A 24,654-nucleotide genomic window follows, 5' to 3' on the forward strand; every position below is an offset into this window, starting at 1 on the left:
AAGCTTCGGCCGCGATGGACACGCAAGCACAGCACTCGGAGCGCGACCGCTCCTCGGAACCCGACACGGGGCCCGGGGAGAGGTCGCGCTTTTCGCGTATACGGGACCGTGCCGCCTCCGTCCTGTCCTGGCGGCGGGTGCTCGCCGGGGCGGTCCTGGCCACCGTCGCCCTGCTGCTGTTCAGCTCCTACGTGGTCCAGCCCTTCCTGATCCCCAGCCGCTCGATGGAGCCCACGCTGAAGGTCGGTGACCGGGTCCTCGTCAACAAGCTGGCGTACCGTTTCGACGCCGGGCCCGAGCGCGGCGACGTGGTGGTCTTCGACGGCACCGGCTCCTTCGTACGGGAGGACCTCGACGCGAACCCCCTGACCGGGCTGGTGCGCGGGGCGGCGTCCACGCTGGGGCTCACGGAACCCGCCGACACCGACTTCGTGAAGCGCGTGGTCGGCGTGGGCGGCGACCACGTCGTCTGCTGCGACGCGCGGGGAAGGCTCGCGGTCAACGACGTAACGGTGGACGAGCCGTACCTGTACCCCGGTGACACCGCCTCCCGGGTGCCCTTCGACATCGAGGTGCCCGCCGGTGCCCTGTGGGTGATGGGCGACCACCGCAGCCGCTCCAGCGACTCCCGGGACCATCTCGGATCTCCCGGGGGCGGGATGGTCCCCGTCGAGCGGGTGACCGGCCGGGTGGACTGGCTGGGGTGGCCGCCCGGCCGGGCGGGTTCGCTGGAGCGGACCGGTGCCTTTCGCGGCGTACGGACGCCCGGCGCGGCGCATGGGTAACCGCGGACGTCCGCGCGGCGCCCCCGGCCCCGACGCCTCCCCGCCGACCGGGGCCGGGCCCGCCGGGCCGCGCTCGCTGCCCACCCGGGCGGAACGCCGCCGGCTCGCCCGGAAGGTCCGGCGCAAGCGCCGCGGGTCCGCGGTGAGGGAGATACCGGTTCTCGTCGTCGTGGCGCTGCTGATCGCGCTTCTCCTGAAGACGTTCCTGGTCCAGGCGTTCGTGATCCCGTCCGGATCGATGGAACAGACCATCCGGATCGGCGACCGGGTGCTCGTGGACAAGCTGACCCCGTGGTTCGGATCGACGCCCCAGCGCGGCGACGTCGTGGTGTTCAAGGACCCCGGCGGCTGGCTCCAGCAGGAGAGTCCCGAGGAGAAGAAGGACCCGCCGATCGGTGTCAAGCAGGTCACCGAGGTGCTGTCCTTCATCGGGCTGTTGCCGTCCGACGACGAGCAGGACCTGATCAAGCGGGTCATCGCGGTCGGCGGCGACACCGTGAAGTGCTGCGGCGAGGACGGCCGGGTCACCGTCAACGGCGTACCGCTGGCCGAGACCTACCTCCACCCCGACGACCGGCCCTCGACCATCTCGTTCGAGGTGAAGGTTCCCCGGGGACGGCTGTTCATGATGGGGGACCACCGGTCCGATTCCGCCGACTCCCGCTTCCACCTCGACGGACCCGACCGGGGCACGGTCTCCGAGGAAGAGGTCGTGGGGCGGGCCGTCGTGATCGCCTGGCCGTTCGGCCACTGGAGCACCCTGGAACAGCGCGACGCCTTCACCGCGGTCCCGGACGCGCGCGCATCGGAGGCAGCGGCTCCGGCCCCGTCGAATAGTGTGGCACCTCCGGATCCCTATGGAATGGTCCGGCTCCCGACCCCTGCGGAACTCCCGCTCGTTATGGGAGTGGTGGGCCTGCACCGGATCGGGCGCGGGCAGTGGCACGTATTGAGGAGTGGATGTGGGGGATTTGGCGGTCGGCGCACGATCCGGACACGACGAACCCGAGGACCGGCCGGAGCGCGACGAGTCTCCCGCGGGCGGGGCGGCGGTCCCGCCGGAGGGTGAGGGCGGCGCCCCGGACGACGACGGCGGTGGCAGGCCTGCCAGGAAGCAACGTTCCTTCTGGCTGGAGCTTCCGCTGCTCATCGGTATCGCGCTGGTTCTGGCGCTGCTGATCAAGACGTTCCTGGTCCAGGCGTTCTCGATCCCCTCGGACTCCATGCAGAACACGCTGCAGCGGGGCGACCGGGTGCTGGTCGACAAGCTGACCCCGTGGTTCGGCGCCGAGCCCGAGCGCGGCGAGGTCGTGGTCTTCCACGACCCGGGCGGCTGGCTGGAGGACACCGTGACCCCGGAGCCCAACGCGGTGCAGAAGTTCCTGAGCTTCATCGGCCTGATGCCGTCCTCCGAGGAGAAGGACCTGATCAAGCGGGTCGTCGCGGTCGGCGGCGACACCGTGGAGTGCAAGGAGAACGGGCCGGTCACGGTCAACGGGAAGAGCCTGGACGAGAAGTCGTTCATCTTCCCGGGGAACACTCCGTGCAACGACAAGCCCTTCGGCCCGATCAAGGTGCCGGACGGCCGGATCTTCGTCATGGGCGACCACCGGCAGAACTCCCTGGACTCGCGCTACCACCAGGAGCTCCCGGGGCAGGGCACGGTCTCCACGGACGAGGTCGTCGGCCGTGCCGTCGGCATCGCCTGGCCGCTGGACCGCTGGGCGACCCTTCCGGTCCCGGGCACCTTCGACCAGCCCGGTCTGAACGCTGCCGCCGCGATGGCGCCGGCGGCACTGGGCGTAGCCGGAGCGCTGCCCCTCGTGCTGTGGCGCCGCCGGAGGCTGACCGCCGGGCGTACCGCCGGGTAGGGTGCCGACTCGGATCAGCGATTGTCGATCTCCGACGGGGGAGCGCTGGGATGAGCGGTACAGGACGCAAGGAAGACGGCCGCGGCCGGGCCGGCGCCATAGTGTCGGGTCTGGCCGTGGCCGTCGGCTGTGTGCTCTTCCTCGGAGGTTTCGTCTGGGCGGCGGTGGTCTACCAGCCGTACACGGTCCCGACCGACTCGATGTCCCCCACGGTGCAGCCCGGCGACCGGGTGCTCGCCGAACGGATCGACGGCGCCGACGTCCGACGCGGTGACGTGGTGGTCTTCATCGACCAGGTCTGGGGCGCCACGCCGATGTTGAAGCGCGTCGTCGGGATCGGCGGCGACAAGGTGGCCTGCTGCGACCGGGAGGGGCGGCTCACCGTCGACGGAACCCCCGTCGACGAGCCCTACCTCGACCGGGGCCCGGCCGCCCCGGGCACGCAGGCGCCCGCCTCGCCCCAGGACTTCTCCGCCACCGTGCCCAGGGGCCGCGTCTTCCTGCTCGGCGACGAACGGGCCACCTCCCTGGACTCCCGGGTCCATCTCCAGGACGCCGGCGGGGGCTCCGTCCCGCTGAGCGCCGTGCGGGCCCGGGTGGACGCGGTGGCCTGGCCGATGGACGGCATGATCGACCGGCCCGCCTCGTTCGCCGCGCTGCCCGGCGGGGTGTCCGACGCCGGGCCGCTGCGGTTCCAGCTGGGCGCGATCGTGGCCGGCGTCCTGCTGATCCTCGTCGGCGCGGTGTACGGGCCGGTGGCGGCGCGCCTGGCCCGCCAAAGGACGCCCGCCGGAGTGGCCCGGTGACCTCCGGGGCCCGCAGGGTCGCCCGGGTGGTCCTCCTGGACCCCGACGACCGCGTCCTGCTGCTGCACGGCCATGAGCCGGAGGACCGGGACGACGCCTGGTGGTTCACCCCGGGCGGGGGCCTGGAGGGCGACGAGAGCCGGGAAGAGGCGGCCCGCCGGGAGCTGGTGGAGGAGACCGGGATCACGGACATCGAGCTGGGCCCGCTGCTCTGGACCCGGTTCTGTTCCTTCCCGTTCGACGGGCGCCGCTGGCACCAGGACGAGTGGTATTTCCTGGCCCGTACGACGCGGACCGCCACCGCCCCGCAGGGCCTCACCGGCCTGGAACGGCGCAGCGTGGCCGGTCTGAGGTGGTGGACCTCCGCCGAACTGCTCGCGACGCGTGAGACGGTGTACCCGACCAGACTCGCCGAGCTGCTCCGCACGCTCCTCGACGAGGGCCCCCCGTGCGAACCGCTTGTTCTGGCCCCTGAAATCGTCTAATCGTCCAAGGGCGTCGGAGGCTGACGCACAATGGGGGCACGCACGGCTGAAGGGGAAACATGCCATGAGCGCCGAGGACCTCGAGAAGTACGAGACCGAGATGGAGCTGAAGCTCTACCGGGAGTACCGCGATGTCGTCGGTCTGTTCAAATATGTGATCGAGACCGAACGGCGCTTCTACCTCACCAACGACTACGAGATGCAGGTGCACTCCGTCCAGGGTGAGGTTTTCTTCGAGGTGTCCATGGCGGACGCCTGGGTCTGGGACATGTACCGGCCCGCGAGGTTCGTCAAGCAGGTCCGCGTGCTGACCTTCAAGGACGTCAACATCGAAGAGCTCAACAAGAGCGATCTGGAACTTCCGGGAGGCTGACCCCGCGCTGCCCGCGGCCGGGCCGCCGATACACGCGTCGCAGGAATGACCCGGTCACCCATGTGGGTGGCCGGGTTTTCCACATCCGCGGAGTTGTCCACCAAGATCCACATCTTGCGGCGGGGCGGGGCACAGTCGGTGCCGGAGGTGGTGCCGACATGGACGCACGGGGGGCACTCGGGCGGTACGGCGAGGAGCTGGCGGCGCGGCTGCTGGCCGAGTCCGGGATGGCGGTGATCGAGCGCAACTGGCGCTGTCGCGCCGGAGAGATCGACATCGTGGCCAGGGACGGTGACGCCCTGGTCTTCTGCGAGGTGAAGACGCGCAGGTCACACGGGTTCGAACACCCCATGGCGGCGGTCGGCCCGGTCAAGGCGGACCGGCTCCGACGACTTGCCGAGATCTGGCTCGACCGGCATGGGGGGCCACCTCCCGGCGGGGTCCGCATCGACCTGATCGGGGTGATCGTGCCCCGGCGCGGAGCCCCGGTCACGGAGCACGCCCGGGGGGTGTCCTGATGGGTTTCGCGCGAGCGTGTTCCGTGGCGCTGGTCGGCGTCGAGGGCGTGGTGGTGGAGGTCCAGGCGGACCTGGAGCCGGGGGTGGCGGCCTTCACCCTGGTCGGACTGCCGGACAAGAGCCTGGTGGAGAGCCGGGACCGGGTGCGGGCCGCCGTGGTCAACTCCGGTGCCGAGTGGCCGCAGAAGAAGCTCACGGTCGGGCTCTCCCCGGCCTCCGTGCCGAAAGGTGGTTCGGGGTTCGACCTCGCCGTCGCGTGTGCGGTCCTCGGGGCGGCGGAGCGGATCGACCCGGCCACGATCGCGGACGTGGTGATGATCGGCGAGCTGGGCCTGGACGGCCGGGTGCGTCCGGTACGGGGCGTACTGCCCGCCGTCCTCGCGGCGGCCGAAGCGGGGTACGAGCAGGTCGTCGTCCCCGAACAGACGGCCGGAGAGGCGGCCCTGGTGCCGGGGGTCTCGGTCCTCGGCGTCCGGAGCCTGCGCCAGCTCATCGCCGTCCTCTGCGACGAACCGGTGCCCGAGGAGCCGGTCGACGGCCAGGGACGCCCCGACGCCATGCTGGCCGGGCTCATGATCCCCGGCACCGGACTCGGTACGGGGCTGGCCCCGGCCGCCGGGCGGGGTGACGGGCACCGGCCGGATCTGGCGGACGTCGCGGGGCAGCCGCGCCCGCGCCAGGCCCTGGAGGTGGCCGCGGCCGGCGGGCACCATCTGCTGTTCTCGGGCCCGCCCGGCGCCGGCAAGACCATGCTGGCCGAGCGGCTGTCGTCGGTCCTGCCGCCGTTGACCCGGCAGGAATCCCTCGAAGTGACGGCGGTGCACTCCGTGGCGGGCATCCTCCCCCCGGGTGAACCACTCGTCTCCCGGGCGCCCTACTGCGCCCCGCACCACTCGGCGACCATGCAGTCCCTGATCGGTGGGGGCAACGGGATGCCGAGGCCCGGGGCGGTGTCCCTCGCCCACCGCGGGGTGCTCTTTCTGGACGAGGCCCCCGAGTTCTCGGCCAAGGCCCTCGACGCGCTGCGGCAGCCGCTGGAGTCGGGCCATGTGGTGGTCGCGCGGGCCGCTGGGGTGGTGCGGCTGCCGGCCCGCTTCCTGATGGTGCTGGCAGCCAATCCGTGCCCCTGTGGCCGGCACACCCTCACCGGCGCGGGCTGCGAGTGCCCGCCCTCGGTCGTCCGCCGCTATCAGGGGCGCCTGTCCGGGCCGCTCCTCGACCGGGTGGACCTGCGGGTCGAGGTGGGGCCGGTCGACCGCGCCGACCTCCTGGGGCAGGGCGGCCGCGGCGAGTCGACGGCCGTCGTCGCCGCGCGGGTACGGGACGCCAGGGCGCGGGCGGCCGAGCGGCTGGCCGGCACCCCGTGGACCACGAACAGCGAGGTGCCGGGCCATGAGCTGCGGACCCGGCTGCTCGTGGCCCCGGGAGCGCTGGCGGCCGCGGAGCGGGACCTGGAGCGCGGGATGCTCACGGCCCGGGGGCTGGACCGGGTGCTGAGGGTGGCGTGGACCGTGGCGGATCTGCGGGGCGCCGACCGCCCGGACGCCTCCGACGTGGCGGTCGCCCTGGAGCTGCGGACGGGCATCCAGCGCGGGGTGCCGATGGGGACGGGACAGCGGTGACCGGGCTGACGGGGGAGCGGTGGCAGGGGGCGGGCCACGTCCCCGACGACGGTCGCGACCGCGTCCCCGGACAGGAGGCAGGCCGGGACCCGGGCCGGGGCAGGGAGGCGGAGCGGCTGGCCAGGGCCGCGCTGACCCGGGTGCTGGAGCCGGGGGACGAGCGAGCGGGGCGCTGGCTCCGGCTGACCGGTCCCATCGAGCTGATGCGCAGGCTCACCGTCGAGGACGGCTCCGCCGAGAGGCTTCCCGGCATGACCGCCGCACGGCTCGGGGGCTACCGGCTGCGTGCCGCCGCCGTGGAGCCGGGGAGGGACCTGGCCGCGGTCGCCGCGGTGGGCGGACGCTTCGTCTGCCCGGGTGACCGGGAGTGGCCGAGCCAGCTGGACGACCTGGGCGACGCGCGGCCCGTCGGGCTCTGGGTGCGGGGGCGGCCCGATCTGCGCCTGTGGTCCCTGCGCTCGGTCGCGGTGGTCGGAGCGAGGGCCTGCACCCCGTACGGGGCGCACATGGCGGCGACCCTCGGCTCCGGGCTCGCCGAGCGGGGCTGGGTGGTGGTCTCGGGCGCGGCGTTCGGGGTGGACGGGGCCGCCCACCGCGGCGCTCTGGCCGCGGGCGGAGCGACGACGGCGGTACTGGCCTGCGGGGTCGACGTCCCCTACCCGCGCGGGCACGCCGAACTGCTCGGGCGGCTGGCGCAACAAGGGCTCATCGTCGCCGAGTTGCCCCCGTCCTCCCATCCCACCCGAAGCCGCTTCGTCCTGCGCAACCGCGTCATCGCCGCGCTGACCAGGGGGACGGTCGTCGTCGAGGCCGAGTACCGCAGCGGTTCGCTGGTCACCGCCCGCCAGGCGCAACGGCTCGGCCGCTTCGCGATGGGAGTCCCCGGCCCCGCCACCAGCGGTCTGTCGGCAGGGGTCCACGAGCTGTTGCGCGGTGAGGGCGTGCTCGTCACCGACGCGGACGAAGTCGTCGAGATGATCGGGGACATCGGCGAGCTACCGCCGGTCCGCCGCGGCCCGGTGCTGCCCAGGGACCACCTGGACGCGGTCACCGCGCGGGTCCTCGACGCGCTCCCCTACCACGGTGTCACCCACCCCCGTGACCTCGCCCGCACCGCGGGGACGTCCGCCGACGAGACGCTCGGCCGACTGTACGAACTGCACTCACTGGGGTTCGTCGAACGAGAAGGCGAGGGGTGGCGGTTGACGCTTCCGTCGGCAGGCAACGACGACGCGCGGCGAGGCGGTACTTGACCTGGAGCATTCGGGTGAAAAGGTAAGGCCGATGACCTCGCACGATCGATCGGTGACCTGTTCAGGGCCCGCGCCCACGGCGGCGGCCCCGGCTCCCGGCGGTCGCGGACGGCGTGAACGGCGGAACGCGATCAGGCGGCTGGGATCTCCCGTCCTGCGCGGAACGCGACGCCACAGTCACGCTACGCTCACAAGGATTCCGGCCCAGACAAAAGTCCCCCAGCACTTCACGGCAGAACGGCTCAAGGCACCACATGCCCCAGCACACCTCCGGGTCTGACCGCGCGGCAGTACCACCGGTTGCGCGTGGCACTGTGCGCCCTCCCGCCCCCTCCTCGCTCGACGAGTTGTGGCGTTCGTACAAGACCACGGGCGACGAGCGGCTGCGGGAGCAGCTGATCCTGCACTACTCGCCGCTCGTGAAGTACGTCGCGGGCCGGGTGAGCGTGGGGCTGCCGTCCAACGTCGAGCAGGCCGACTTCGTCTCCTCCGGCGTCTTCGGGCTGATCGACGCCATCGAGAAGTTCGACATCGAACGGGCCATCAAGTTCGAGACGTACGCCATCACCAGGATTCGCGGCGCGATGATCGACGAACTCCGGGCCCTGGACTGGATCCCGCGGTCCGTCCGGCAGAAGGCACGGAACGTGGAGCGCGCGTACGCCACGCTGGAGGCGCAGTTCCGGCGTACGCCGTCGGAAGCCGAGGTCGCCTCGGAGATGGGCATCGCGCTGGAGGAACTGCACGCTGTTTTCAGCCAGTTGTCGCTGGCGAATGTGGTCGCCCTGGAGGAGCTGCTGCACGTCGGCGGCGAGGGCGGCGACCGGCTGAGCCTGATGGACACCCTGGAGGACACCGCCGCCGACAATCCGGTGGAGGTCGCCGAGGACCGCGAGCTGAGAAGACTGCTCGCGCGGGCCATCAACACCCTCCCCGACCGGGAGAAGACCGTGGTGACCCTCTACTACTACGAGGGCCTCACCCTCGCGGAGATCGGCAACGTCCTCGGGGTGACCGAGAGCCGGGTCAGCCAGATCCATACCAAGTCCGTGCTCCAGCTCCGGGCGAAGCTGGCCGACGCGGGCCGCTGACGCCCTCTCTCCGGCACTCTCCGGCCATCCGATCGGCGGCTGTGCCCTTCCCCCGTCCGCCTGCCGCCGTAGAGTGGAGGCGTGCCCAGGATTCGAGCGGCCTCCGTGGCCGAGCACCGGACCATGCAGCGCGGCGCCCTCCTGGACGCCGCGCGCTCCCTGCTGTCCGAGGGCGGTACGGAGGCGCTGACCTTCCCCGCGCTCGCCGAGCGCACGGGCCTGGCCCGGTCCTCCGTGTACGAGTACTTCCGCTCCCGTGCCGCCGTCGTCGAGGAGCTGTGCGCCGTCGACTTCCCCGTCTGGGCGGCCGAGGTCGAGAACGCCATGCAGGGCGCCGAGACGCCCGAGGCGAAGGTCGAGGCGTATGTGCGCCGGCAGCTCGACCTGGTCGGTGACCGTCGCCACCGCGCGGTCGTCGCGATCTCCGCGAGCGAGCTGGACGCGGGCGCCCGGGAGAAGATCCGGGCCGCCCACGGCGGACTGATCGCCATGATCGTCGAAGCGCTCGGCGACCTGGGCCACACCCAGCCGAGGCTGGCCGCCATGCTCATGCAGGGTTCGGTCGATGCCGCCGTGCGCCGCATCGAACTGGGTGTCGCGGAGGAACCCGGCGTGATCGCGGACACCGTCGTCGCGATGGTCCTGCGCGGCGTGAGCGGCTGACCCGGACGGCGTCCGGCTCCGGCACCCCGACCACCGGCAGCAGCCGCGAGGGGCCCCTCCGCAGCAGCGGGGGCGGCAGCAGGGAGAGCGGGTCCAGGTAGGCCTCCCCGCGCCGCAGTCCCCAGTGCAGACAGCCTTCCGCGCAGTGGAACGGCCCCTCTTCCAGCACCCCGACCGGCTGCCCGGCCCGGGCGCTCGCGCCCTTCTCGACCAGGGCCCGCACCGGTTCGTACGTGGTGCGCAGGGGCGGCGAACCGCTGCCGGCCACCTCGATGGCGACCACCCCGCGTCCTGCCACCCGCCCCGCGAACGACACCCGCCCGTCAGCGGCCGCCAGCACCCGCGCGCCCGGCCCCGCCGCGAGATCCACGCCGCGGTGGCCGGGCCCGTACGGACCGGCGGGCGGCTCCCACCCCCGTACCACCGAGGGCCTCCCCGCCAGCGGCCAGCTCCGGCCGCCGCCGCCGTCCGCGTCGCCGTCCGTGTCACGGTCCACCGCGCCGCCGTTCATGCCGGCGTCGGCGTCGGCGTCGGCGTCGGCTTTCGCTTCGGCGCCCGCTCCCGGCGAGGACGCCAGTGCCCCGGCCGGCACGGCGGACCTGCCCGGAAGCGAGCCGCCGGCCGGGAGCATCGCGTACAGCAGGAACACCAGGAACACCAGGAACACCAGGTGCGGCAGGAACGGGGTGCGGCGGGCGGGGGAGCGGCGTGGGCCGGGCTGATGGCGCATGCCGCCACGATGGCCCGGAGGCCGGGATTCCGGGGATCGCGGACCGTTCCTGTGGACTACTCGCCGGTTGTGGACATCGCGGCCACCCGACCGTGGATGTCACCACCACCCGGCCGTGGCCGTCGCCGCCCTCCGGCCATGGGCATCGCCGTCACCAGGTACCCAACCGGTCCCGTACACTTCTTACGGCGATCCGGGTCACCGGGTCGACTTCGCACGCCCCGCCACCTCCCTTCTCGGAGGTGGCCGCGCTCCTCGGTCCCTCGTGGCACGGCGCGTCGGGGCGTCAGGCGCGAGCGCAAACCTGCGGTCGCGATAACCGAGCACCTCAAGGAGTACGGCCATGGCCGTCGTCACGATGCGGGAGCTGCTGGAAAGCGGCGTCCACTTCGGTCACCAGACCCGTCGCTGGAACCCGAAGATGAAGCGCTTCATCTTCACCGAGCGCAACGGCATCTACATCATCGACCTGCTCCAGTCGCTGTCGTACATCGACCGCGCCTACGAGTTCGTCAAGGAGACCGTCGCCCACGGCGGCTCCATCATGTTCGTGGGTACGAAGAAGCAGGCCCAGGAGGCCATCGCCGAGCAGGCGACGCGCGTCGGCATGCCGTACGTCAACCAGCGTTGGCTCGGTGGCATGCTCACCAACTTCTCCACCGTCTACAAGCGCCTTCAGCGTCTGAAGGAGCTTGAGCTCATCGACTTCGAGGACGTGGCCGCCTCCGGCCTCACCAAGAAGGAGCTCCTGGTCCTCTCGCGCGAGAAGGCCAAGCTGGAGAAGACCCTCGGTGGTATCCGCGAGATGCAGAAGGTGCCCAGCGCCGTCTGGATCGTCGACACCAAGAAGGAGCACATCGCCGTCGGTGAGGCGCGCAAGCTCCACATCCCGGTCGTCGCGATCCTCGACACCAACTGCGACCCCGACGAGGTCGACTACAAGATCCCGGGCAACGACGACGCGATCCGCTCCGTCACCCTGCTCACCCGCGTGATCGCCGACGCCGTCGCCGAGGGCCTCATCGCCCGCTCCGGTGCCGCCACCGGTGACTCGAAGCCGGGCGAGAAGGCCGCCGGCGAGCCCCTCGCCGAGTGGGAGCGCGACCTGCTCGAGGGCGACAAGAAGGACGAGACCGCGGCCGCCGCCGAGGTCCAGACCTCCGCCGAGACCGAGAAGGCCGCCGACGCCGAGAAGCCGGCCGAGGCCGCTGCCGAGGCCCCGGCCGCCGACGCGGACGCCGAGCAGGCCTGACACCCGTCACGGCTGCTGACGGCGGGGGCCGACGCCACAAGCGTCGCCCCCGCCGTTCACCCGTAGATCTTTCAGACTTCGAGAGAGACATACAGACTCATGGCGAACTACACCGCCGCTGACGTCAAGAAGCTCCGCGAGCTCACCGGCGCCGGCATGATGGACTGCAAGAAGGCGCTCGACGAGGCCGACGGCAACGTCGACAAGGCCGTCGAGGCGCTCCGCATCAAGGGCCAGAAGGGCGTCGCCAAGCGCGAGGGCCGCTCTGCCGAGAACGGTGCCGTCGTCTCCCTCATCTCCGAGGACCAGACGTCCGGCGTCCTCCTCGAGCTGAAGTGCGAGACGGACTTCGTCGCCAAGGGCGACAAGTTCCAGGCCGTCGCCAACGCCCTCGCCGCGCACGTCGCCGCGACCTCCCCGGCCGACATCGAGGCGCTCCTCGCCTCCGAGATCGAGGCCGGCAAGACCGTCCAGGCGTACGTCGACGAGGCCAACGCCAACCTCGGTGAGAAGATCGTCCTGGACCGCTTCGCGCAGTTCACCGGCGCCTACGTCGGTGTGTACATGCACCGCACCATGCCCGACCTGCCCCCGCAGATCGGTGTCCTGGTCGAGCTGGACAAGGCCGACGCCGAGCTGGCCAAGGGCCTCGCGCAGCACATCGCCGCCTTCGCCCCGAAGTACCTGTCCCGCGAGGACGTCCCGGCCGAGGTCGTCGAGGCCGAGCGCCGCGTCGCCGAGGAGACCACCCGCGCCGAGGGCAAGCCCGAGGCCGCGCTCCCGAAGATCGTCGAGGGTCGGGTCAACGGCTTCTTCAAGGAGGCCACCCTCCTGGGTCAGCCGTACGCGCTGGACGCCAAGAAGTCGGTCCAGAAGGTCCTGGACGAGGCCGGTGTCACCCTGAAGCGCTTCTCGCGCATCAAGGTCGGCATCTGAGTCCGTCCGGGCGAACAGCACCGAACCCGATAAGGTCTGGTGCAGTCGACGGCCGCACCCACGCCGGACGACCGCAGATCTGACGAGGAGGCCATTGCCGCTGTAGGGACACCAGACCCACCGGCAATGGCCTTCTTCGTATGTGCACGAGGAGAATTTCCATGGACAACGGCGCGGACCCCATGCGGGCCGACGACCAGGGCGACGACGACAAGGGTTCCGGGCGCTTCATGCTGAAGCTCTCCGGCGAGGCCTTCGCCGGTGGCGGCGGCCTCGGCGTCGACCCCGACGTCGTGCACACCATCGCCCGCGAGATCGCCGCCGTCGTACGCGACGGCGCCCAGATCGCGGTGGTCATCGGGGGAGGCAACTTCTTCCGTGGCGCCGAGCTCCAGCAGCGCGGCATGGACCGGGCCCGGTCCGACTACATGGGCATGCTCGGCACCGTCATGAACTGCCTGGCGCTCCAGGACTTCCTGGAGAAGGAGGGCATCGACTCGCGCGTGCAGACCGCCATCACCATGGGCCAGGTCGCCGAGCCGTACATCCCGCTCCGCGCCGTACGGCACCTGGAGAAGGGGCGTGTGGTGATCTTCGGCGCCGGTATGGGCATGCCGTACTTCTCCACCGACACCACCGCCGCCCAGCGTGCCCTGGAGATCGACGCCGAGGCGCTGCTCATGGGGAAGAACGGCGTGGACGGGGTCTACGACTCCGACCCGAAGACCAACCCCGACGCGGTGAAGTTCGACGCGCTGGAGTACGGCGAGGTGATCACTCGCAACCTGAAGATCGCCGACGCCACCGCCATCACGCTCTGCCGTGACAACCAGCTGCCGATCCTCGTCTTCGAGCTGACGACCGAGGGCAATATCGCTCGCGCGGTCAAGGGTGAGAAGATCGGCACGCTCGTGAGCGACGAGAGCACCCGGGCCTGACGGCCCCCAGGATGGACAACGGCCTGCCGGTCGGACACCGTGCAGGTGAGGATGCGACGCACGACCCGCAGGGTCAGGCGATGACGACGCCGGGCCCACCCAAGACACGCAGGAGCACGTGGTGATCGAAGAAATCCTCCTCGAGGCCGAGGAGAAGATGGAGAAGGCCGTTGTCGTCGCGAAAGAGGACTTCGCCGCGATCCGTACCGGCCGCGCGCACCCGGCGATGTTCAACAAGATCGTCGCCGACTACTACGGCGCGCTGACCCCGATCAACCAGCTGGCCTCGTTCTCGGTTCCCGAGGCGCGGATGGCCGTCGTGACGCCGTTCGACAAGACCGCGCTGCGCAACATCGAGCAGGCGATCCGCGACTCCGACCTCGGCGTCAACCCGAGCAACGACGGCAATATCATCCGGGTGACCTTCCCCGAGCTCACGCAGGACCGCCGCAAGGAGTACATCAAGGTCGCCAAGACCAAGGCCGAGGACTCCAAGATCTCGATCCGCTCCATCCGCCGCAAGGCCAAGGAGACCCTCGACAAGCTCGTCAAGGACAAGGAGTCCGGCGAGGACGAGGTGCGCCGCGCCGAGAAGGAGCTCGACGACACCACCGCGAAGTACGTCGCGCAGGTGGACGAGCTGCTCAAGCACAAGGAAGCCGAGCTGCTCGAAGTCTGATGAACGACTCTTCCCGGGGTGCCCCGCAAGGAGCCGGTTACTGGGGCACGCCCGAGATGAGGGCTGCCCCGGCGGGTCCTGCCCACGATGTGCACGGCGCCCAGCAGACTCGGCCCATGCCCAACGTGCCGGACGTGCCCGACGCAGGTAGAGACGCAGTAAGCCGCGACGACCGGGACAGGGATGCCGCTCACGTCAGCGGCCCCCTGTTCCGTGACGAGATGCCGCAGGAGCCCATGTCCACCCCGCTGCCGCCCCCGCCGCAGAAGAAGCGCGCGGGGCGTGATCTGCGCGCCGCCATAGGGGTGGGCGTGGGTCTCGGCGCCGTCATCGGCGTCTCGCTGTTCATCGTGAAGGCCGCTTTCATCGGCGTGATAGTGGCCGCCGTCGTCGTCGGCCTCTGGGAGCTCACCTCCCGCCTCCAGGAGCGCAAGGGCATCAGGGCGCCCCTGGTGCCGCTGGCCGTCGGCGGAGCCGCGATGGTCATCGCGGGTTACGCGCGGGGGCCCGAGGGCGCCTGGATCGCGATGGCCCTGACCGCCCTGGCGGTGCTGGTCCGGCGGATGACCGAACCGCCGGACGGCTATCTCAAGGACGTCACGGCCGGGGTCTTCGCGGCGTTCTACGTACCCTTCCTGGCCACCTTCGTCGCCCTGATGCTGAGGGCGGACGACGGGTCGTGGCGGGTTCTGACGTTCCTCGTCCTCACCGTGGTCAGCGATACGGGGGCGTACGCCGTCGGCTGGCGCTTCGGCACGCACAAGCTCGCCCCGCGCATCAGCCCCGGCAAGACCCGCGAGGGCCTGCTCGGCGCGGTCGCCTTCGCGATGGTCGCCGGCGCGTTGTGCATGGAGTTCCTGATCGACGGCGGTGCCTGGTGGCAGGGCCTGCTGCTCGGCCTCGCGGTCGCGGCCAGCGCCACCCTCGGCGACCTGGGCGAGTCCATGATCAAGCGGGACCTCGGGATCAAGGACATGGGCACCCTGCTCCCCGGCCACGGCGGCATCATGGACCGGTTGGACTCGCTCCTGCCGACCGCGCCGGTCGTGTGGCTGCTGCTGGTGCTGTTCGTCGGCTCCGGCTGACCGCCGCGGCCTCACGGCACACTGTCCCACCTGCACGTTTCACGAGTGAGGGTCCGTCGTCCACAGGGCGGCGGGCCCTCACCCGTATGTCTGCGACACTGGATGAACCATGCCTAAGCCCGGAGAACTCACTTTCGTCGCGCCCCGCGGAGCCAAGAAGCCCCCGCGGCACATCGCCGACCTCACGCCCGCCGAGCGCAAGGAAGCGGTCGCCGCGACCGGTGAGAAGCCGTTCCGCGCCCAGCAGCTCTCGCAGCACTACTTCGCGCGGTACGCGCACGACCCGGCCGAGTGGACGAACATCCCGGCCGGATCGCGGGAGAAGCTCGCCGAGGCGCTGTTCCCCGACCTGATGTCCGTGATGCGGCACATCAGCTGCGACGACGACACCACGCGCAAGACCCTGTGGAAGCTGCACGACGGGACGCTCGTCGAGTCCGTCCTGATGCGCTACCCCGACCGCGTCACGATGTGCATCTCCTCGCAGGCCGGCTGCGGTATGAACTGCCCCTTCTGCGCCACCGGGCAGGCCGGCCTCGACCGCAACCTGTCGACCGCCGAGATCGTGCACCAGATCGTGGACGGCATGCGCGCCCTGCGCGACGGCGAGGTGCCCGGAGGCCCCGCGCGGCTGTCCAACATCGTCTTCATGGGCATGGGCGAGCCGCTCGCCAACTACAACCGGGTGGTCGGCGCGATCCGCCGCCTCACCGACCCGGAGCCGGACGGTCTCGGTCTCTCGCAGCGCGGGATCACCGTCTCCACCGTGGGCCTCGTCCCGGCCATGCTGCGCTTCGCCGACGAGGGCTTCAAGTGCCGGCTCGCCGTCTCGCTGCACGCCCCGGACGACGAGCTGCGCGACACCCTGGTTCCCGTCAACACCCGGTGGAACGTCCGCGAGGTGCTGGACGCCGCCTGGGAGTACGCCGACAAGTCCGGCCGCCGGATCTCCATCGAGTACGCCCTGATCCGGGACATCAACGACCAGGCCTGGCGCGGCGACCTGCTCGGCCGGCTGCTGAAGGGCAAGCGGGTGCACGTCAACCTGATCCCGCTGAACCCCACCCCGGGCTCGAAGTGGACCGCCTCGCGGCCCGAGGACGAGAAGGCGTTCGTCGAGGCCATCGCGGCCCACGGCGTGCCCGTCACCGTCCGGGACACCCGCGGTCAGGAGATCGACGGGGCCTGCGGTCAGCTGGCGGCCTCCGAGCGCTGAGCCCTGGCGGCCCGGCAGCCCGGTCGAGGGCCCGGCAGCCCGGTCGAGGGCCCGGCGGCGGACAGCGGCTCCGCGACGAGCCCCGACCGCACGGCCCGGCCGGAAACCGCCGGTGTAGCCTGGGCCCGAAATCAACTTCATATTCCGACAGGGGAGCGCCACAGCGCTGAGAGTGCGGCACCGAGTACAGGTCGGCCGCAGACCCTCTGAACCTCGCCCGGGTCATTCCGGGTAGGAAGTTCGGACCTTACTCAAGCTGTTGCGCCCTGCCCGCTTCCGGTTCGCCGGACAGCGGGCAGGGCCGCGTCTCTTCCTGGTCACCTCCAGGAGGAATCAGATGAACACCACCACGAAGTACGCGGCGACCGCGCTCGCCGCCGCCCTCGGCGTCACCGTGCTCGCGGGCTGCGGCGACGACGGATCCGCCGGCTCCGGGGAGTCCAAGGGGCCGGCCTCCAAGACCGTGACCCTGGTCAGCCACGACTCCTTCAACGTCTCGGACAAGGTCCTGAAGGCGTTCACGAAGGAGACCGGCTACAAGGTCGAGATCCTCAAGAGCGGCGACGCCGGAGCCGCGCTCAACCAGGAGATCCTGACCAAGGGCTCCCCGCGCGGCGACGTCTTCTTCGGCGTCGACAACACCCTGCTCTCCCGCGCCCTCGACAACGGCCTGTTCACCGCGTACGAGGCCAAGGGGCTGGACACGGTCGCGGCGGAGACGCAGACGGACGAGAAGCGGCGGGTCACACCCGTCGACACCGGCGACATCTGCGTCAACTACGACAAGAAGTTCTTCGCCGACAAGAAGCTCGCGCCGCCGAAGACCTTCGAGGACCTGCTGAAGCCCGCGTACAAGAACCTCCTCGTCACCGAGAACGCCGCCAGCTCTTCGCCCGGTCTCGGATTCCTCCTCGGCACCATCGCCACCCAGGGCGAGGACGGCTACGAGGCGTACTGGAAGAAGCTGAAGGCCAACGGTGTCAAGGTCGTCGACGGCTGGGAGCAGGCGTACAACGAGGAGTTCTCCGGCTCCGCGGGCGGCAAGAAGGCCAAGGCCGACCGGCCGCTCGTCGTCTCCTACGCCTCCAGCCCGCCCGTCGAGGTGCTCTACGCCGACCCGCAGCCGAAGGAGGCACCCACCGGCGTCGCCACCGGCACCTGCTTCCGGCAGACCGAGTACGCCGGGCTGCTGACCGGGGCGAAGAACGAGGCGGGCGGCAAGGCGCTGCTGGACTTCATGATCAGCAAGACGTTCCAGGAGGACATGCCGCTGAACATGTTCGTGAACCCGGTCGTGAAGGACGCGACCCTTCCCGAGCTGTTCATGAAGTTCGGCGAGAAGGTCGACACGCCTCCCACCGTCGCGCCCGAGAAGATCAGCGCCAACCGTGAGCAGTGGATCCAGTCGTGGCAGTCGCTGGTCCTGAAGTAGACCCCGGGGCGAAGCCCGCCGAGGCCGCCCGGGCCCGGCGCGGGCCGGGGCGGCGCGGGGCCGCGGTGCGGCTCGGCCTGATGGTCGTGCCCGTCGCGTTCTTCGCGGTGTTCTTCGCCTATCCCGTGACCGCGATCGTCGGCCGCGGGCTCAAGGCGGGAGGCGACTGGCAGTTCGGGCGGCTCGGTGAGGTGCTGGCCCGCCCGGACATTCTCGACGTCCTCTGGTTCACCACCTGGCAGGCCCTCGCCTCGACCGCGCTCACGCTGCTGATCGCCCTCCCCGGGGCGTATGTCTTCGCCCGGTTCGACTTCCCCGGCAAGCAGCTGCTGCGGGCGGTCGTCACGGTGCCGTTCGTGCTGCCCACCGTCGTCGTCGGCACCGCGTTCCTGGCGCTGCTCGGGCGCGGCGGGCTCCTCGACGAGGCGTGGGGCGTCCGCCTCGACACCACCGTGTGGGCGATACTGCTGGCCCACGTCTTCTTCAACTACGCGGTGGTCGTGCGGACGGTCGGCGGGCTCTGGTCCCAGCTGGACCCCCGGCAGGAGGAGGCCGCCCGGGTCCTCGGCGCCGGACGGTTCGCCGCCTTCCGCCGGGTGACGCTCCCCGCGCTCGCCCCGGCGGTCGCCGCCGCCGCGCTGATGGTGTTCCTCTTCACCTTCACCTCCTTCGGCGTCGTACAGATCCTCGGCGGACCCGCGTACGCCACCCTGGAGGTGGAGGTCTACCGGCAGACCGCGCAGCTGCTGGACCTGCCGACGGCCGCCGTGCTGACCCTGGTGCAGTTCGCCGCGGTCGGCGGAATCCTCGCCGTGCACGCCGTGACCGTACGCCGCCGGGAGCGCGCGCTGAAGCTGGTCGACCCGGCCCGGACCTCCCGCCGCCCGCGCGGCGCCGGGCAGTGGACGCTGCTCGGCGGTGTCCTGCTCACCGCGCTGCTGCTGATCCTGCTGCCGCTCGGGGTCCTGGTGGAACGATCCTTCGATGGAGCCGACGGGACCGGTGGGTACGGCTTCGGCTACTACCGGGCCCTCCAGTCGGCCGGGTCCGGCGGCTCCTCCACCTTCCTGGTCCCGCCGCTGGAGGCCGTCGGCAACTCCCTGCGGTACGCGCTCGTCGCGACGCTCATCGCGCTCGTCGTCGGCGGGCTCGCGGCGGCCGCCCTGACCCGGCGGGCCGGGCCGCTGGTCCGCGGCTTCGACGCGCTGCTGATGCTGCCGCTCGGGGTGTCCGCCGTCACCGTCGGCTTCGGCTTCCTGATCACCCTGGACGAGCCGCCGCTCGATCTGCGGACCTCCTGGATCCTGGTCCCGCTGGCCCAGGCGCTGGTCGGCGTCCCCTTCGTCGTACGGACCATGCTGCCCGTACTGCGTGCGGTCGACGACCGGCTGCGGGAGGCCGCCGCCGTGCTGGGAGCCTCCCCGCTGCGGGCCTGGCGGGAGGTCGATCTGCCGCTGGTGCGTCGGGCGGTGCTGGTCGCGGCGGGCTTCGCGTTCGCCGTCTCGCTCGGGGAGTTCGGCGCGACGGTGTTCATCGCGCGGCCCGACAACCCGACCCTGCCGGTCGCCGTCGCCCGCCTGCTGGGCCGGTCGGGGGAGCTCAACTACGGGCAGGCGATGGCCCTCAGCACGGTTCTGATGCTGGTGTGCGCGGCGTCGCTGCTGCTCCTCGAACGTATCCGCACCGACCGATCCGGGGAGTTCTGAACACCATGCTGAGCTTGCAGTCAGCCACCGTACGGTTCGGGAAGCGGGCGGCGCTGGACGCGGTGGACCTGGAGGTCGCCGACCACCGGATCGTCTGTCTGCTCGGTCCCAGCGGCAGCGGGAAGTCCACCCTGCTCCGGGCCGTGGCCGGGCTCCAGCCGATGGACGGCGGCCGGGTCCTGCTGGCCGGCCGGGACCAGAGCGGCGTCCCGGTGCACCGGCGCGGCCTCGGCCTGATGTTCCAGGACCACCAGCTCTTCCCGCACCGGGACGTCGGCGCCAACGTCGCCTTCGGGCTCCGGATGCACGGTGTCGGGAGGGCCGAGGCCGGGCACCGGGTGCGGGAGCTGCTGGAGCTGGTCGGTCTGCCCGGGGCCGAACGCCGCGCGGTCGCCGCGCTGTCCGGCGGTGAGCAGCAGCGCGTCGCCCTGGCCCGCGCGCTGGCCCCGCGCCCGAAGCTCCTGATGCTGGACGAGCCGCTCGGCCAGCTCGACCGCAGCCTCCGCGAACGCCTCGTCGTCGAACTGCGCACCCTCTTCCAGGAGTTGGGCACCACCGTGCTGGCCGTCACGCACGACCAGGGCGAGGCGTTCGCGCTCGCCGACCGGGTCGTCGTGATGCGGGACGGCCGGATCGCGCAGGAAGGCAGCCCGCTGGACGTCTGGCAGCGCCCCGCCTCGGCGTTCGTCGCCCGGTTCCTCGGCTTCGACAACGTCACCCCGGCGACCGTGACCGGCCCGGCCGCCGCCACCGCCTGGGGCAAGGTCCCGGTGCCCGAGGGTTCCCCGCAGGGCGAGGTGGATCTGCTGGTCCGGCCCGCCGGGGTCCTGATCGGCGCTCCCGAGGACGGCCTGCGCTGCACGGTCGGCGTCCGCACCTTCCGGGGGAACCACGTGACCGTACGCCTGACGCCCGGGAACGCGCCGGTGCTGGAGGCCGAATGCGCCCTGCGGGACACCCCCGACGAGGGCGCGGTCGTGGGCGTCCGCTTCGACGCCGCGGAGACGGTGGTGCTGGCGGCGGAGTGAGGGGGGGGCGAGCGGTTGGTGCCGCCGCGTCACGGCTGAGGCGGGGCGAGCGGTCGCCGCCGCCTCCGCGTCACGGCTGCGGCGTTCCCGCCACCACCAGCCCCCGTTCGTACGCCAGGATCACCGCCTGCGCCCGGTCCCGCAGCCCCATCTTCGCGAACAGCCGGTTGATGTGGGTCTTCACCGTGTGGTCGGTGATGGTCAGCCGGTCGGCGATGTCCGCGTTGGACAGGCCCCGCGCGATCAGGACGAGCACCTCCGCCTCGCGCGCGGTCAGCCCGTCGACCGAGCGCGGCGGGGGAGCGCTGACCCGCTGCCGGGTGAACTCCGCGATGAGCCGGCCGGTGATCTCGGGAGCCAGCAGGGCGTGACCGTCCGCCACCACCCGTACCGCGTGCAGCAGTTCGGGGAAGGTCGCGTCCTTGAGCAGGAAGCCGCTGGCTCCCGCGGTCAGGGCGTCGTACACGTACGCGTCCAGACCGAACGTCGTCAGCATCAGCGCCCTGGTCGCGCCGTTCGACGCCTCGACGATGCCGCGTGCCGCGTCGATGCCGCTGAGCTTGGGCATCCGTATGTCCAACAGGGCCACGTCGGGCCGTAGTTCGGCCGCCCTGAGTACGGCCTGCTCGCCGTCCTCCGCCTCTCCGACCACCTCGATGTCCTCCTGGGTGTTCAGCAGACCGGAGAAAGCCGTCCGCACGACCGCCTGGTCGTCGGCCACCAGCCCCCGGATCACCACGGCAGCTCCGCCTCCACGAGAAAGCCGCCGGCCGGGCCCCGGCCGGTGGTGAGGCCCCCGCCGAGCAGGGCGGCCCGTTCGGCCATGCCCGCCAGCCCGTGCCCCGGCCGCCCGGAGCCGCCGGAGGGACCGGGCCCCGGCCCGTCGTCGCTCGCGCGGACCGTCAACAGGCCCGGACGGTAGTGGAGTTCCACCACCGTGTGCGCGCCCGGGGCGTGCCGCCGGGCGTTCGTCAGCGCCTCCTGGACGATGCGGTACGCCGACAGCTCCCAGGAGGCGGGCAGCGGCGTCCGCTCGCCGGTGACGTGCAGTTCGGCCGCGCCGCCCACCGCCCGGTGCTGATCGAGGAGGTCGTCGAGACCCGCCAGCGAAGGCTGCGGGGCGGTGAGCGGGGCCGTCGCGGTGTCGTCGCCCGTCCGCAGCACCCCGAGCAGCCGCCGCAGCTCCGCCATCGAGGACCTCGCGGTGCCCGCGATCTCCTGGAAGGCGTCCCGTGCCGGGGGCGAGAGGTCCGGGGTCGTGTACGTGGCGCTCTCGGCACGCACCGCGATCACCGATACCGAGTGCGCGATCACATCGTGCAACTCCCGGGCGATCGCGGCCCGTTCCGTTTCGGCGGCCTGCCGCCGCTCCATCGCCAGCAGCCGGGACTGCGCGGCGGCCCGGGTGTGCCGGGCCTCCTCGCGCGCCCGCACCGCGTCGCCCGTGCTCACCGCGCCCAGGATCATCACCGTCAGCACCAGCGTCTCGGCGTACAGCCCCAGGCTGAACCGGTCGGTGCCCTGGAGCGCGGGCAGCCCGGGGGAGCCGTCCCGGGCCCACCGGTCGATGTGCACCAGATTGACGGCCAGCGCGGCCAGCGAACCGGCCAGGACGAGCACGGCCGGATGCTGCACCCGGTGCCGCCCGAGCGTGTAGCAGCCGATCAGGGCGCCGGCGATGGTGGCGTACGCCATGTTGCCGTCGGTCGCGAAGCTGAGGAGGGCCGCGCCCACGGTCAGGAACCCCACGGCGGGCCGCGTCGCCCGCAGCGCCAGCGAGGCCGTGCAGACCAGCACCCCGAAGGCGGTGATCGACGAACCCGGTACGACGGCCAGCTCCACGACCGCGAAGAGCGTCAGCCCGGCTCCGGTCAGCCAGGCGTACGCGGGCTCCGCCGTCCAGTGCCGCAGCCGTCGCCGGATGCCCCGGCCCGACGGCAGGACGCCGACGCCGGTAGTGGCGGTGGCGTGGGCGGTGGCTGTGGCGGGGCGGTCCGGCGGGACGGTACGCGTCATACGCAGATTCTTTGTCACCGGTGGGGCCGACGCATCGGAGCAGGGGTGGAATGCGCGGTGCCGTCTCATGCCACGGGTTGACCTCAAGGACCGGACGGTGGTGTGACGTTCCGTGAACGGCCCGTTCCTAGCCTCGGACGCATGGCCACTTTCGCGCTCCCCACCCCTTCCGACCTGCACCGGGACCGTCCCGCGCTGCCCGGTGACGCGGCCTGGTGGGCGTTCTGCGCGGCCACCGCTCTGGCGCTCGCGGCCTTTTCCTCGCTCGGCCCGCACCGGGTCTGGGGAGCCGCCGCCGCTCTTGGCTATGTGGCCGCCGCGGTGCTCGCGGCTCGCGGGCGGAGCCCTCGTACGGCCGGAGCGGTCGCCGTCACCGGCGCGGTACTGCTGCCCCTGCTGGTGCTTCTCGCCGTGGACCGGGCGCAGTTGGAGGTCGACGTCGTCGCCCGCTCGGCCGGGCTCCTGCTCTCGGAGGGGACGCCCTACCTCGAACGGCCCTTCACGCCCGAGGACTTCAACCCGTACCTCCCGGGCATGGCGGCCTTCGGGATCCCGGAGGCGGTGGCCGGGCCCGGGTCGCTCACCGACCCGCGGCTGTGGATGGGCGCCGCCTTCCTCGGCGCGTTCGCCCTCGCCCTGCCGGCGGGGGCCCGCCGCGAGGCGGCTCGGTGGCTCGCCGCGTGCCCGCTGGTGGCGCTCCCGCTCGCGGTCGGCGGTGTCGATCTGCCGGTGGCGGGGCTGATGTGCCTGGGGCTGGCCGGGGCGGGGCAGGGGCGGCCGGGCCGGGCCGGGCTGGCGCTCGGTCTGGCCGCCGCGCTCAAGTGGACCGCGTGGCCGGCGGTGCCGGTGGCCCTCGCCCTGCTCGCCACGGGCTGTGGAGGCGAGGGCCGGCGGGAGAGCCGGGCCGCCCGCGGAGACGCCGGCCGGAGGGGGAGCCGCGAAGCCCTCGAAGACGCCGGCCGGCGGGGGAGGCGGGCCGCCGCCCTGTGCTGCGGGCTCGTCGCCCTGCTCACCGCCGCCGCGCTCGTCCTGCCCGCCGCACTGCGCGACCCGGGAGCCTTCCGGAGCCATGTCGTCGACTTCCCCCTCGGGCTCACGGGAGCGGTCTCGTCCGCCGCGAGCCCGCTCCCCGGCCATCTGCTCGCCACCCACGTCCCCGGCGGCCGGACCCTGGCCCTGCTGCTGCTCGGGGTGAGCGCCCTGCTCCTCGCCGTCTCCCTGCTCGTGCGGCCCCCGGGGAAGCCGTCGGCCGCCGCCGCGCGGCTCGCGCTCGGACTGCTCCTGGCCATCGCGTTCATGCCCGCGAGCCGGTTCGGCTATCTGGTGCACCCGCTGGTCCTCGCGGCCTGGGCCCTCGCCCGGCAGCCGCCCGCCCACCCCCACCGCATACGAGAACGGGTGCGCGTCCTCGTCATCGACCCCGTACGCGCACGCGTACGCCGACGGAAGCAGGTCTCCCGATGACGTGACGTGCCTCCGCACCCTCGTGGTGCCCAACGACTTCCCGCCACGCCCAGTCGGCATCGAGACCGAGGGTGGGAGGGGGGCGTACGACACCCTCGCGGGACCGCCGGGCCCCTGACCGGCGTGGCACGGGGGCGGCGAGCCGGGCAAGCTGGAGGCGGACAATCCCGCGGCCTCCGATCCGGCCCCGCGGGACGGCCGGATCGGACAAGGACCGTGATCATGACCGGTGGCACCCGCGAGGGCATCGACCTCACCCGCGTCCTGCACGCTCCTCAGCAGCGGGTCTTCGCCGCGTGGACCTCACCGGAGGACTTCGCCGCCTGGTACGGGGGCGAGGCGGACGTCCCCCTGGACCGGGTGGCCATGGACGTGCGGCCCGGCGGCACGTGGAGTCTGGTCATCATGATGCCGGGCGTGGAGATGCCCTTCCACGGGGTCTACCGCGAGGTGAGCGAGCCCGACGGGCTGGTCTTCACGCTTCTGGACGGCTCCGCGCCCGAGGACGCCGAGGGCGAGATCGTCACCGTCACCTTCAGCGACCTCGGAGACGGGACCACCGAGCTGGCCTTCCAGCAGCGCGGCGGCAACCTGACCCCCGAGCAGTACGCGGCGGCGGAGGACGGCTGGGAGGCCTTCTTCGACGCCTTGGCCGCCCGGCTCGCCACCCATCCCTGAGCCCGCCCAGGGCGCCGTCTCCCTGCC

25 protein-coding genes are annotated in these 24,654 nt (G+C 72.1%); 22 read left to right on the plus strand and 3 right to left on the minus strand.

Annotated elements, in window-relative coordinates; all coding sequences use genetic code 11:
- Positions 1-14: 14 nt before the first annotated feature.
- The 11 genes from lepB (PSQ21_RS27030) (at position 15) to PSQ21_RS27080 (ending at position 9,467) form a co-directional block, all read left to right on the plus strand.
- Complete coding sequence (gene lepB, locus PSQ21_RS27030) at positions 15-785, plus strand: signal peptidase I (RefSeq protein WP_274033755.1); 771 nt, start codon at positions 15-17, stop codon at positions 783-785.
- Entirely contained in the window at positions 778-1,854 is a 1,077-nt protein-coding gene (gene lepB, locus PSQ21_RS27035) for a signal peptidase I (RefSeq protein WP_274033756.1), read from the plus strand. Before lepB (PSQ21_RS27030) ends, lepB (PSQ21_RS27035) begins: the two co-directional genes overlap by 8 nt.
- Positions 1,757-2,656, plus strand: a complete 900-nt coding sequence (gene lepB / locus PSQ21_RS27040) for a signal peptidase I (RefSeq protein ID WP_274035962.1) — start codon at positions 1,757-1,759, stop codon at positions 2,654-2,656. Before lepB (PSQ21_RS27035) ends, lepB (PSQ21_RS27040) begins: the two co-directional genes overlap by 98 nt.
- A gap of 50 nt (positions 2,657-2,706) precedes the next feature.
- On the plus strand, positions 2,707-3,462 hold the full coding sequence (gene lepB / locus PSQ21_RS27045) for a signal peptidase I (RefSeq protein WP_274033758.1): 756 nt from the start codon (positions 2,707-2,709) through the stop codon (positions 3,460-3,462).
- Entirely contained in the window at positions 3,459-3,947 is a 489-nt protein-coding gene (locus tag PSQ21_RS27050) for an NUDIX hydrolase (RefSeq protein WP_274033760.1), read from the plus strand. Before lepB (PSQ21_RS27045) ends, PSQ21_RS27050 begins: the two co-directional genes overlap by 4 nt.
- A 64-nt stretch (positions 3,948-4,011) precedes the next feature.
- On the plus strand, positions 4,012-4,320 hold the full coding sequence (locus PSQ21_RS27055; protein ID WP_003965949.1) for a DUF2469 domain-containing protein: 309 nt from the start codon (positions 4,012-4,014) through the stop codon (positions 4,318-4,320).
- Positions 4,321-4,478: 158 nt separating this feature from the next.
- Positions 4,479-4,838: a YraN family protein gene (locus tag PSQ21_RS27060; protein ID WP_274033783.1), complete on the plus strand. Its 360-nt coding sequence runs from the start codon at positions 4,479-4,481 to the stop codon at positions 4,836-4,838.
- Positions 4,838-6,460: a YifB family Mg chelatase-like AAA ATPase gene (locus PSQ21_RS27065; RefSeq protein WP_274033786.1), complete on the plus strand. Its 1,623-nt coding sequence runs from the start codon at positions 4,838-4,840 to the stop codon at positions 6,458-6,460. Before PSQ21_RS27060 ends, PSQ21_RS27065 begins: the two co-directional genes overlap by 1 nt.
- Positions 6,461-6,600: 140 nt before the next feature.
- Complete coding sequence (gene dprA / locus PSQ21_RS27070; protein WP_443334431.1) at positions 6,601-7,713, plus strand: DNA-processing protein DprA; 1,113 nt, start codon at positions 6,601-6,603, stop codon at positions 7,711-7,713.
- 254 nt (positions 7,714-7,967) lie between these two features.
- Positions 7,968-8,804: an RNA polymerase sigma factor WhiG gene (gene whiG, locus PSQ21_RS27075; protein ID WP_003965944.1), complete on the plus strand. Its 837-nt coding sequence runs from the start codon at positions 7,968-7,970 to the stop codon at positions 8,802-8,804.
- A 105-nt stretch (positions 8,805-8,909) separates the two neighbouring features.
- A complete protein-coding gene (locus tag PSQ21_RS27080) occupies positions 8,910-9,467 on the plus strand; it encodes a TetR/AcrR family transcriptional regulator (RefSeq protein WP_097867052.1) in 558 nt (185 codons plus the stop codon).
- On the opposite strand, the gene PSQ21_RS27085 is transcribed toward PSQ21_RS27080, so the two are convergent.
- Positions 9,352-10,197 carry a murein hydrolase activator EnvC family protein gene (locus PSQ21_RS27085; RefSeq protein WP_274033788.1) on the minus strand — a complete coding sequence of 282 codons (846 nt, stop codon included), beginning with the start codon at positions 10,195-10,197 and terminating at the stop codon, positions 9,352-9,354. The genes PSQ21_RS27080 and PSQ21_RS27085 overlap by 116 nt on opposite strands.
- 343 nt (positions 10,198-10,540) lie before the next feature.
- Here PSQ21_RS27085 and rpsB point away from each other — a divergent pair, with 343 nt between their 5' ends.
- The 9 genes from rpsB (at position 10,541) to PSQ21_RS27130 (ending at position 20,469) form a co-directional block, all read left to right on the plus strand.
- Complete coding sequence (rpsB, locus tag PSQ21_RS27090) at positions 10,541-11,449, plus strand: 30S ribosomal protein S2 (protein WP_274033789.1); 909 nt, start codon at positions 10,541-10,543, stop codon at positions 11,447-11,449.
- Positions 11,450-11,548: 99 nt separating this feature from the next.
- A complete protein-coding gene (tsf, locus tag PSQ21_RS27095; protein WP_274033791.1) occupies positions 11,549-12,385 on the plus strand; it encodes a translation elongation factor Ts in 837 nt (278 codons plus the stop codon).
- A 161-nt stretch (positions 12,386-12,546) separates the two neighbouring features.
- On the plus strand, positions 12,547-13,323 hold the full coding sequence (pyrH, locus tag PSQ21_RS27100; RefSeq protein WP_274033793.1) for a UMP kinase: 777 nt from the start codon (positions 12,547-12,549) through the stop codon (positions 13,321-13,323).
- Positions 13,324-13,444: 121 nt separating this feature from the next.
- On the plus strand, positions 13,445-14,002 hold the full coding sequence (gene frr / locus PSQ21_RS27105) for a ribosome recycling factor (protein ID WP_018960718.1): 558 nt from the start codon (positions 13,445-13,447) through the stop codon (positions 14,000-14,002).
- A complete protein-coding gene (locus PSQ21_RS27110; RefSeq protein WP_274033795.1) occupies positions 14,002-15,087 on the plus strand; it encodes a phosphatidate cytidylyltransferase in 1,086 nt (361 codons plus the stop codon). The genes frr and PSQ21_RS27110 overlap by 1 nt, the downstream gene beginning before the upstream one ends.
- 109 nt (positions 15,088-15,196) lie before the next feature.
- Entirely contained in the window at positions 15,197-16,303 is a 1,107-nt protein-coding gene (gene rlmN, locus PSQ21_RS27115) for a 23S rRNA (adenine(2503)-C(2))-methyltransferase RlmN (RefSeq protein WP_274033797.1), read from the plus strand.
- Between the two features lie 337 nt (positions 16,304-16,640).
- Positions 16,641-17,735: a thiamine ABC transporter substrate-binding protein gene (locus PSQ21_RS27120; RefSeq protein ID WP_274033799.1), complete on the plus strand. Its 1,095-nt coding sequence runs from the start codon at positions 16,641-16,643 to the stop codon at positions 17,733-17,735.
- Between the two features lie 80 nt (positions 17,736-17,815).
- Positions 17,816-19,441: an ABC transporter permease gene (locus PSQ21_RS27125; protein WP_274035967.1), complete on the plus strand. Its 1,626-nt coding sequence runs from the start codon at positions 17,816-17,818 to the stop codon at positions 19,439-19,441.
- A gap of 5 nt (positions 19,442-19,446) precedes the next feature.
- Complete coding sequence (locus PSQ21_RS27130) at positions 19,447-20,469, plus strand: ABC transporter ATP-binding protein (RefSeq protein WP_274033800.1); 1,023 nt, start codon at positions 19,447-19,449, stop codon at positions 20,467-20,469.
- A gap of 70 nt (positions 20,470-20,539) precedes the next feature.
- On the opposite strand, the gene PSQ21_RS27135 is transcribed toward PSQ21_RS27130, so the two are convergent.
- Both PSQ21_RS27135 and PSQ21_RS27140 read right to left on the minus strand, forming a co-directional pair.
- Positions 20,540-21,208, minus strand: coding sequence for a response regulator (locus PSQ21_RS27135; protein WP_274033801.1), 669 nt, complete (start codon positions 21,206-21,208; stop codon positions 20,540-20,542).
- Positions 21,202-22,485 carry a sensor histidine kinase gene (locus PSQ21_RS27140; RefSeq protein ID WP_274033803.1) on the minus strand — a complete coding sequence of 428 codons (1,284 nt, stop codon included), beginning with the start codon at positions 22,483-22,485 and terminating at the stop codon, positions 21,202-21,204. The genes PSQ21_RS27135 and PSQ21_RS27140 overlap by 7 nt, the downstream gene beginning before the upstream one ends.
- A gap of 141 nt (positions 22,486-22,626) precedes the next feature.
- Here PSQ21_RS27140 and PSQ21_RS27145 point away from each other — a divergent pair, with 141 nt between their 5' ends.
- Both PSQ21_RS27145 and PSQ21_RS27150 read left to right on the plus strand, forming a co-directional pair.
- Entirely contained in the window at positions 22,627-23,949 is a 1,323-nt protein-coding gene (locus PSQ21_RS27145) for a hypothetical protein (protein ID WP_274033805.1), read from the plus strand.
- A gap of 222 nt (positions 23,950-24,171) precedes the next feature.
- Positions 24,172-24,627, plus strand: coding sequence for an SRPBCC family protein (locus PSQ21_RS27150; protein ID WP_274033807.1), 456 nt, complete (start codon positions 24,172-24,174; stop codon positions 24,625-24,627).
- Positions 24,628-24,654: the final 27 nt, after the last annotated feature.

The sequence above is a fragment of the Streptomyces sp. MMBL 11-1 genome (assembly GCF_028622875.1).
Lineage (GTDB): Bacteria > Actinomycetota > Actinomycetes > Streptomycetales > Streptomycetaceae > Streptomyces.

What these genes read in the sequence shown, in the direction of transcription:
- lepB (WP_274033755.1), top strand. Translation starts at nt 15, where the DNA reads ATGGACACGCAAGCACAGCACTCGGAGCGCGACCGCTCCTCGGAACCC.
- lepB (WP_274033756.1), top strand. Translation starts at nt 778, where the DNA reads ATGGGTAACCGCGGACGTCCGCGCGGCGCCCCCGGCCCCGACGCCTCC.
- lepB (WP_274033758.1), top strand. Translation starts at nt 2,707, where the DNA reads ATGAGCGGTACAGGACGCAAGGAAGACGGCCGCGGCCGGGCCGGCGCC.
- PSQ21_RS27055 (WP_003965949.1), top strand. Translation starts at nt 4,012, where the DNA reads ATGAGCGCCGAGGACCTCGAGAAGTACGAGACCGAGATGGAGCTGAAG.
- PSQ21_RS27060 (WP_274033783.1), top strand. Translation starts at nt 4,479, where the DNA reads ATGGACGCACGGGGGGCACTCGGGCGGTACGGCGAGGAGCTGGCGGCG.
- PSQ21_RS27065 (WP_274033786.1), top strand. Translation starts at nt 4,838, where the DNA reads ATGGGTTTCGCGCGAGCGTGTTCCGTGGCGCTGGTCGGCGTCGAGGGC.
- whiG (WP_003965944.1), top strand. Translation starts at nt 7,968, where the DNA reads ATGCCCCAGCACACCTCCGGGTCTGACCGCGCGGCAGTACCACCGGTT.
- PSQ21_RS27085 (WP_274033788.1), bottom strand. Translation starts at nt 10,197, where the DNA reads ATGCGCCATCAGCCCGGCCCACGCCGCTCCCCCGCCCGCCGCACCCCG.
- rpsB (WP_274033789.1), top strand. Translation starts at nt 10,541, where the DNA reads ATGGCCGTCGTCACGATGCGGGAGCTGCTGGAAAGCGGCGTCCACTTC.
- tsf (WP_274033791.1), top strand. Translation starts at nt 11,549, where the DNA reads ATGGCGAACTACACCGCCGCTGACGTCAAGAAGCTCCGCGAGCTCACC.
- pyrH (WP_274033793.1), top strand. Translation starts at nt 12,547, where the DNA reads ATGGACAACGGCGCGGACCCCATGCGGGCCGACGACCAGGGCGACGAC.
- PSQ21_RS27110 (WP_274033795.1), top strand. Translation starts at nt 14,002, where the DNA reads ATGAACGACTCTTCCCGGGGTGCCCCGCAAGGAGCCGGTTACTGGGGC.
- rlmN (WP_274033797.1), top strand. Translation starts at nt 15,197, where the DNA reads ATGCCTAAGCCCGGAGAACTCACTTTCGTCGCGCCCCGCGGAGCCAAG.
- PSQ21_RS27120 (WP_274033799.1), top strand. Translation starts at nt 16,641, where the DNA reads ATGAACACCACCACGAAGTACGCGGCGACCGCGCTCGCCGCCGCCCTC.
- PSQ21_RS27125 (WP_274035967.1), top strand. Translation starts at nt 17,816, where the DNA reads ATGGTCGTGCCCGTCGCGTTCTTCGCGGTGTTCTTCGCCTATCCCGTG.
- PSQ21_RS27130 (WP_274033800.1), top strand. Translation starts at nt 19,447, where the DNA reads ATGCTGAGCTTGCAGTCAGCCACCGTACGGTTCGGGAAGCGGGCGGCG.
- PSQ21_RS27140 (WP_274033803.1), bottom strand. Translation starts at nt 22,485, where the DNA reads ATGACGCGTACCGTCCCGCCGGACCGCCCCGCCACAGCCACCGCCCAC.
- PSQ21_RS27145 (WP_274033805.1), top strand. Translation starts at nt 22,627, where the DNA reads ATGGCCACTTTCGCGCTCCCCACCCCTTCCGACCTGCACCGGGACCGT.
- PSQ21_RS27150 (WP_274033807.1), top strand. Translation starts at nt 24,172, where the DNA reads ATGACCGGTGGCACCCGCGAGGGCATCGACCTCACCCGCGTCCTGCAC.